The sequence below is a fragment of the Segeticoccus rhizosphaerae genome (genome assembly GCF_005222685.1).
Lineage (GTDB): Bacteria > Actinomycetota > Actinomycetes > Actinomycetales > Dermatophilaceae > Segeticoccus > Segeticoccus rhizosphaerae.
In genome coordinates this window covers 72354-79485 of record NZ_SWMA01000019.1, presented here as the reverse complement: position 1 = coordinate 79485, position 7132 = coordinate 72354, and the positions used below count along the sequence as shown (strand labels likewise).

9 protein-coding genes and 2 tRNA genes are annotated in these 7132 nt (G+C 70.7%); 1 reads left to right on the top strand and 10 read right to left on the bottom strand.

Going from position 1 to position 7132, the window contains the following annotated elements; genetic code table 11:
• Positions 1-78: 78 nt before the first annotated feature.
• The 10 genes from FCN22_RS13605 to clpS all read right to left on the bottom strand — a co-directional run bounded on the left by FCN22_RS13605 (position 79) and on the right by clpS (position 5665).
• Positions 79-154 (bottom strand) — tRNA-Glu (locus FCN22_RS13605).
• 109 nt (positions 155-263) lie between these two features.
• Positions 264-335 (bottom strand) — tRNA-Gln (locus FCN22_RS13600).
• 59 nt (positions 336-394) lie between these two features.
• Complete coding sequence (locus tag FCN22_RS13595) at positions 395-1114, bottom strand: GNAT family N-acetyltransferase (RefSeq protein WP_137122101.1); 720 nt, start codon at positions 1112-1114, stop codon at positions 395-397.
• Between the two features lie 45 nt (positions 1115-1159).
• Positions 1160-1537, bottom strand: coding sequence for a fluoride efflux transporter CrcB (gene crcB, locus FCN22_RS13590; RefSeq protein ID WP_137122100.1), 378 nt, complete (start codon positions 1535-1537; stop codon positions 1160-1162).
• Positions 1534-1884 (bottom strand): DUF190 domain-containing protein, encoded by a 351-nt coding sequence (locus FCN22_RS13585; RefSeq protein WP_137122099.1) that lies wholly within the window; start codon positions 1882-1884, stop codon positions 1534-1536. Before FCN22_RS13585 ends, crcB begins: the two co-directional genes overlap by 4 nt.
• A gap of 106 nt (positions 1885-1990) precedes the next feature.
• A complete protein-coding gene (locus tag FCN22_RS13580) occupies positions 1991-2458 on the bottom strand; it encodes a fluoride efflux transporter FluC (protein ID WP_202911571.1) in 468 nt (155 codons plus the stop codon).
• Positions 2455-3231, bottom strand: a complete 777-nt coding sequence (locus FCN22_RS13575) for an HAD family hydrolase (protein WP_137122098.1) — start codon at positions 3229-3231, stop codon at positions 2455-2457. The genes FCN22_RS13580 and FCN22_RS13575 overlap by 4 nt, the downstream gene beginning before the upstream one ends.
• 4 nt (positions 3232-3235) lie before the next feature.
• Positions 3236-4735: a glutamate--tRNA ligase gene (gltX, locus tag FCN22_RS13570; RefSeq protein WP_137122097.1), complete on the bottom strand. Its 1500-nt coding sequence runs from the start codon at positions 4733-4735 to the stop codon at positions 3236-3238.
• A 45-nt stretch (positions 4736-4780) separates the two neighbouring features.
• Positions 4781-5374, bottom strand: a complete 594-nt coding sequence (locus FCN22_RS13565; protein WP_137122096.1) for a DUF2017 domain-containing protein — start codon at positions 5372-5374, stop codon at positions 4781-4783.
• Positions 5375-5665 (bottom strand): ATP-dependent Clp protease adapter ClpS, encoded by a 291-nt coding sequence (gene clpS / locus FCN22_RS13560; RefSeq protein ID WP_137122095.1) that lies wholly within the window; start codon positions 5663-5665, stop codon positions 5375-5377.
• Between the two features lie 92 nt (positions 5666-5757).
• Here clpS and FCN22_RS13555 point away from each other — a divergent pair, with 92 nt between their 5' ends.
• On the top strand, positions 5758-7065 hold the full coding sequence (locus FCN22_RS13555; protein WP_137122094.1) for a nicotinate phosphoribosyltransferase: 1308 nt from the start codon (positions 5758-5760) through the stop codon (positions 7063-7065).
• Positions 7066-7132 lie beyond the last annotated feature (67 nt).

The window sequence follows — 7132 nt, the reverse complement described above, 5'->3', positions numbered from 1 at the left end:
ACCAGGCCCTCGCAAAACAAGACCCTGAATGCAACGATGTCTCGCGACACCTGTCAACGGTGTCGCGAGACATCGCAGTGGTAGCCCCGACGGGATTCGAACCCGCGCTACCGCCTTGAGAGGGCGGCGTGCTAGGCCGCTACACAACGGGGCCCTAGCTGGTGCTGTCCTGACGTGACGTCCGCCAGGCAGCGGAAGAACCATACCGGGTGCGGTGGGGTTTCTCCGAATCGCCCGAGCCTCGCGGCCGGGAACGAACAGCGCTGGGGTACCAGGACTCGAACCTAGACTAACTGAACCAGAATCAGTCGTGCTGCCAATTACACCATACCCCAAGGGGGTATCACCGGTCCGCGCGCCTCGCGGCCTTCGGACGGTGACCCGAGGGCAAACCTTACCGGCCCGGACGCACCCGACCCAAATCCGCCTGCTCCTCTTCCGTCGACTCGCCCGCGGCTCTGTCCTCCGGTCCTCGCCCCTGCAGCCCGAAGTAGGGGCGGCACGCCGCGAACCCCTCGACGCGCACGGTGTCCCCCGCCCCGTCCTCGACCCAGCGGGCGCGACGCAGCCGCAGGTGCACCATCGTGTCCACGCGGTCCCCGCCGTGGTGGATCGTCTCCCCGTTCGGCTCGTAGCCCAACCTCCTCGAGACGGCCAGCGAAGCGTGGTTGTCGTGCCACGCCGAGGAGACCGCATACTCCGCCTCCAGCCACCCGAAGGCCAGCGCCAGCACCGCGGCCCTCGCCTGCACACCCCACCCGCGGCCCCGTGCGCCCGGCACCAACCACGACGCCGAGTCGACCGTGCGGGTGTGCCGGAAGTCCGTCCCCTCCAGCACCTGGCTGCCGACCACTTCGCCTCCGGCAGCCACCACGAAGGGCAGCGCCCAGTCCGCCGGGCTCCACGTCCCCGCCGAAGCCCAGGTGGTCTGTCGCAGCGCGGCAGCGCGGCGCTCGTGGGGGCCCACCCCGTCATACGTGGTGGCCCGCGGGTCGAGCTCGACGTCGTCCGGCAGCACCACGACCAGCGTGCTGAGACCGGCCTCGTCGACCGGACGCAGAACGAGGTCAGCAGTGGTCAGGCGCAGGTCGGTGAAGGGTGTGGTGAGGAACACCCCGAGACTGTATGCCGAGTCCTCGCCTCAGCGTCGTCCCGCGGCTCAGCCCCAGACCGCGCCAGCGAGCAAGTAGCCGCCGAAGGCCGCACCGAGTCCGCACAGCACGCTGCCCGTCACGTTGAGGACGCCGTGCAGGGTCGCGCCCTCCTCGACCAGCCGCAGCGTCTCGTAGGAGAAGGTCGAGTAGGTCGTGAAAGCGCCGCAGAAGCCCGTGCCGAGCAGCAGCTCCACCCGGAAGGCACCCACACCACCGCCCACCGTCGCCCCGACGACGACCCCGAGCACGAAGGACCCCACCACGTTGACCGCGAAGGTCCCCCAGGGAAAGACCGTGTCGTGGCGGGACTGCACAGCACGGTCGGTGAGGTAGCGCAGCGGTGCCCCGACCGCCGCGCCGGCCGCGACCAGCAGCAGGGTCACCCGTCCTCCTCACCCGGCCGGCCGGCATACCGCACGACCTCGCACGGCTCCAGGGTCACCAGCCCCTCGAGCTCCAGCTCCGCGAGCTCGGGCAGGAATGCCTCGATCCGCTCCCTGCTGTCGACCACTACCACGATGACCGGCAGGTCCTCGGACAGCGACAGGATCCGCGTGGTGTGGATGTGCCGGGAGGGCCCGAATCCCTCGATCCCGCGCACCACCGTGGCGCCCGCGAGCCCGAATGCGTGGGCCCGGTGGACGATCTCGGTGAAGACCGGCTTGTGGTGCCAGGTGTCGGACTCGCCCACCATCACGGTGAGCCGGGTCGCGGGTCCGTCGAGCGTCATGTGTTGTCCTCGCGAAGTATCGGAGGCCGGGGCCCCGGCGAAGTATCGGTGCGGAGCGGAGAACTTCGTGCGGTGGCAGGGAAGTGGAGAACGTCGTGGGGTGTGGTCATGTCAGCCTCCTGGTGACGAGCCACCGCGTGCCGGCCGCGGCGACCCACACCGCGACCAGGGCGGCCACCGGCGTGGCCACGAGATAGACGAGTCCGAGCACGGGCGTGCCGGACGTGAGCAGGCCGTGGCCGTCCACGGCATACGTCGAGAAGGTCGTGAAGCCGCCGAGCAGACCGGTGGCGAGGAAGGGCCGCAGCAGCGGCCGCGGCGTCCACACATCGGTGACGAGGACGAGGAAGACGCCGATCAGAGCGCACCCCACGACGTTGACGCCGAACGTGGTCACGGGGAAGGTGCCGTGCCCGGTCGGCCAAGCCACACCGGCAAGGTAGCGGCACACCGCCCCCACGGCGCCGCCGATCGCGACCACACCGACGGTCGCGAGGGTGCGTCGGCGCTCGACCCGCCGCCTGGCGCGCAGCCGTGCACGAGCCAGTCTGGAGCGCTGCACCGACTGCGTCACCCGGATCGCTCCTCGCCCTCCCCGGCCGCCGCCACGAGCCCGATGACTTCTGCGAGGGAGGTGATGACCGGTATGCCGTGTGCTTCCGCGAGCGCGTCATCCTCCGTGCGGTGCTGGTCCTGTCGTGGACCGTGCGGCCCCTCCCGGCGCAGCCACACGCCGACGAGCCCGGCCTTCACCGCCCCGAGGGCGTCGACCTCGATGTGGTCTCCGACGTAGACGGTCTGGCTCGGCACGGATCCCAAGAGCTCGCAGGCGTGTTCGAAGACCCGAGGGTCGGGCTTGCCGAAGCCCAGGCTGTCGGTGGTGACGACCATCGTGAAGTCCTCGGCCAGCCCCGTCAGCTGCAGCTTGCGGGCCGTGGCCTGGCCGTCGGAGTTGGTCAGGGCCCCGATCCGGACCCCCGCGCCGGCCAGCTCGTCGAGGGCCGGCCGGACGTCGGGGAAGGCCCGTAGGCACCGGGCGAAGGCCGGCGAGTAGGCCCGCTCGAACCGGCCGGCCATGTCCTCGACCGGGCGGAGCCCGAGGGTGTCGATCATGGCGGCGATCCTGGCCTCACGCATCCGCGCGAAGGTCAGCTCGCCTGTGACGAAGCGGTCGAAGTAGCCGCGCGGGTCACCGTGGAAGATCAGTCCGCCCCGGGTGTGCACCTCGGCTCCCGCCTCCGGCCAGAGCGCGGCCACCGCGGCGGTGCCGGCCGCCACCATCGCGGCCCGGGTGTCGACGAGGGTGTCGTCCACGTCGAGCAGCAGGGAGCCGGCGCTGGCGGTCATCGGCTCAGAGGGTGGCCCGGAAGGAGCGCAGCCGGGCCAGGGTCGACTCCCGGCCGAGGATCTCCATGGACTCGAACAGCGGCGGCGAGACACGCCGGCCGGTGATGCCGACCCGCAGCGGTCCGAAGGCAAGCCTCGGCTTGATGCCCAGGCCGTCCACGATCGCGGCCCGCAGGGCGGCCTGGATGTCGTCGGCCGCCCACGAGTCCAGCGACTCGAGAGCCGGCAGCGCTGCGTCGAGGACCTGTGCCGGGTCGCCCTTGAGCGAGGCGACGGCATCGTCCTCGACCAGGACGTCCTCGTCGGCGACGAGGAGGAACGCGAGCATCCCCTCCGCCTCCGAGAGCAGCTGCATGCGCTCCTGCACCAACGGGGTGGCGGCCCGCAGCAGCGCGAGCTGCTCGTCGGTCGGCTCGCCCTCGATCACGCCCACCCGCCGCAGGTGGGCCACGATCCGGTCTGCGAGGTCGTCGACGTCCAGGGCTCTGATGTACTGGCCGTTGAGCCACTCGAGCTTGTCGAGGTTGAAGATCGCGCCCGCGCGCTTGACCTTGTCCCACTGGAAACGCTCGGTGAAATCGGCGAACGTGAAGATCTCGCGCTCAGACCCGTCGGCCTCGACGATCGGCGGGTAGCACTGCAGGGCAAGGAAGTTCACCAGCGCCTCGGGCAGGTAGCCCTGCTCACGGAACCAGGTGAGCCGGGCCCACGGGTTGCGCCGCTTGCTGATCTTCTTCTTGCCCGACTCGAGCAGCTGCGGCATGTGGGCGAACTTCGGCGGCTCCAGGCCGAGCATCTGGTAGAGCAGCGTGTGCTTGGGAGTGCTCGACATCCAGTCCTGGCCGCGCACGACGTGGGTGATGCCCATCTCGTGGTCGTCGACGACGACGGCAAGGTGATAGGTCGGGAAGCCGTCGGCCTTGAGGATGACCTGGTCGTCCGGGCGCGGCGCGCTGGACCGGCCCATGACCAGGTCGTCCCAGGTCAGGTCGACGTCCTCGGGCACGAGCATCCGCACCACGGGCGTCTGCGTGAAACCGGGCAGCTCGGCCCGCTCCTCGCGGGTCTTCCCGAGGCAGAGCCGATCGTAGCCGGTCGCCTGCTTGAGCTTCTGCTGTCGTTCGCGCATCTGCGTGAGCCGCTCGGCCGAGCACCAGCAGTGGTAGGCCTTGCCCTCGGCGAGCAACCGGTCGACATACGGCTGGTAGGTCTCCAAGCGCTCGGACTGGCGGTAGGGCGCGAAGGGGCCGCCCTTGTCCGGTCCCTCGTCCCAGTCGAGCCCGAGCCAGTGGAGAGTGTCGTAGACCTGCTCCTCGGCGCCCTCGACGAGCCGCTTGCGGTCGGTGTCCTCGATCCGCAGGACGAACTGGCCACCCTGCTGGCGCGCGTAGGCCAGGTCGAACATGGACATGTAGGCCGTGCCGACGTGCGGGTCACCGGTCGGTGAGGGGGCAACGCGCAGGCGGGGGCCGGTCAGGGTCGAGGCAGGGGTCGATGCAGTCATGGTGGCCCTCAGCCTAGTGAAGCGCTGTCGGTCTCCCCAGCGGGCTCAGGACATCAGCGCGAGAGTGACCGACTCCTGCAGCCAGGTGAGGAAGTCGTAGTAGGCCGACAGCAGCAGCACGGGGTCGTCCTCGTCCTCCTGCTCGGCCAACGCGAGCTTCTCCTGCAGGGCCTCGGCGTCCTCGTCGGTGCGCAGGCCGAGCCGCTCCCCGAGGACCAGCCGGACGTCGGTGAGCGCCATGGCAACCGCCTGGGCCTGGCCCTGGTCCAGGGAGACCTTGGGCGGGTCCGCCGCCAGGAGAGCGTCGATCGCCTCCTGCAGGTTGCCCGCCTTGCGGCTGCGCAGCCCCCGCTCGGTCAGCCTGCGGAACTCGTCGGCGATCTCGTCGTCCTCGCGGTTGGCGCGGGGAACCAGCCGCTCCAGCGCCGGGTCGCGAGGTGTGTCCAGGCTCGAGGCGTCGTCGGGCGTGACGGGACCGAGGCTCGCGACGAGGTCGTCGAAGGGATCGCCGGTGCTCGCCTGCTCGGGCGGCGCGATCAGGTCGCGGGTCTGGGTCAGCAGGGCGCAGACCACCTGCAACTCGGCCTCGTCGAGCTTGGCGACGAAGTGATCACCCTTGCGCTGGAAGGCTCTGGCCACTCACTCGTCCTTGCTGAAGGTGGCCCACAGCCCGTAGCCCTGCAGCGCCTCGGTGTCGCGCTCCATCTTCTCGCGGGTGCCGTTGGAGACGACCGCCTTGCCCAACTGGTGCACGTCGAGCATCAATCGTTCCGCCTTGGCCCGGGAGTAGCCGAAGTAGGTCTCGAAGACCCAGGTGACATAGGACATCAGGTTGACCGGGTCGTTCCACACCAACGTGATCCACGGGGTGTCCGGCCGGACGTCGGGAGCGACGTCGGCCTCCTGCTGCTCGGCGGGCGCGATGGACACAGGCCCCAGCGTAGTTGCTGCGAGGTGGCGTCATCGATGACGCCACCTCCCAGCAACAGTGGAGGGCACGAACGTGCCGGTAGGCTCCCGGCGTGAACCCGACAGCCAGCACGGCGCTGCTCACCGACCACTACGAGCTGACCATGCTCGAGGCAGCCCTGGCCAGCGGTGCCGCCGAGCGGCGCAGTGTCTTCGAGGTCTTCGCGCGCCGACTGCCCGAGGGGCGCCGCTACGGAGTAGTGGCGGGAACGGGACGGCTGGTCGAGGCGCTGCGCGACTTCCGGTTCGGCGAGGCCGAGCTGGATCGGCTGCGCACCGCGGGGGTGGTCAACCGGCAGACCCTCGACTACCTGTCGGACTACCGGTTCTCCGGCGACGTGTGGGGCTACGCCGAGGGCGAGTGCTTCTTCCCCGGCTCACCCATGCTCATCGTCGAGGCGCCCTTCGCCGAGGGCGTCCTGCTCGAGACGCTCGTGCTGTCGATCCTCAACCACGACGCCGCAGTTGCCTCTGCGGCCTCGCGGATGGTCGGCGCCGCGGCCGGCCGACCCTGCATCGAGATGGGGTCGCGCCGCACCCACGAGTGGGCGGCCGTGGCCGCCGCCCGCGCGGCATACGTCGCGGGCTTCTCCACAACCAGCAACCTGGAGGCCGGGCGCACGTATGGCGTGCCGACCGCGGGCACGAGCGCGCACGCCTTCACCCTCGTGCACGACGACGAGCGACAGGCCTTCGAGGCGCAGGTCGCCAGCCTCGGGCCGGGGACCACCCTGCTGGTGGACACGTATGACGTGCCGCGCGCCGTGCGCCTGGCCGTCGAGATCGCGGGACCGCAGCTCGGCGCGGTGCGGATCGACTCCGGCGACCTGCTCGTCCAGGCGCGCGAGGTGCGCGAGCAGCTCGACTCGCTCGGGGCCACGAACACCAGGATCGTCGTGACCTCCGACCTGGACGAATACGCCATCGCCGCACTGGCGGCCGCGCCGGTCGACTCCTACGGCGTGGGCACCTCGCTGGTGACCGGGTCTGGTGCGCCGACGGCGGGCCTGGTCTACAAGCTGGTCGCGCGCGAGGGCGCCGACGGCTCGCTGATCGGGGTCGCCAAGAAGAGCAAGGACAAGCTGTCGATCGGCGGCCGCAAGTATGCCCTGCGCCGGTTGAACCGTCGCGGGGTCGCCGAGGCCGAGGTGATCGGGATCGGGGACGCCGCGGTCGACGACGGCGACGACCGGTCGCTGCTGGTGCCACTGGTGCGGGACGGCGAGGTCGTCGCCGCCGCCGACCTCGCGGCCGCCCGGGCGCGCCACGACGCCTCACTCGCCGAGCTGCCACCACGGGCGCTGCAGCTCTCCCGCGGCGAGCCGGCGATCCCCACGGTCTACGAGGACCACGGGCGCTGAGTGGCCACACCGCCGGGCTACGGTGAGGACATGAGTGGCGACGAACGCGGCGACCATGGGGCGGCAG

Excerpts from the sequence above, each read along its gene's own strand:
- FCN22_RS13575 (WP_137122098.1), bottom strand. The coding sequence starts at position 3,231 with ATGACCGCCAGCGCCGGCTCCCTGCTGCTCGACGTGGACGACACCCTC.
- gltX (WP_137122097.1), bottom strand. The coding sequence starts at position 4,735 with ATGACTGCATCGACCCCTGCCTCGACCCTGACCGGCCCCCGCCTGCGC.
- FCN22_RS13585 (WP_137122099.1), bottom strand. The coding sequence starts at position 1,884 with ATGACGCTCGACGGACCCGCGACCCGGCTCACCGTGATGGTGGGCGAG.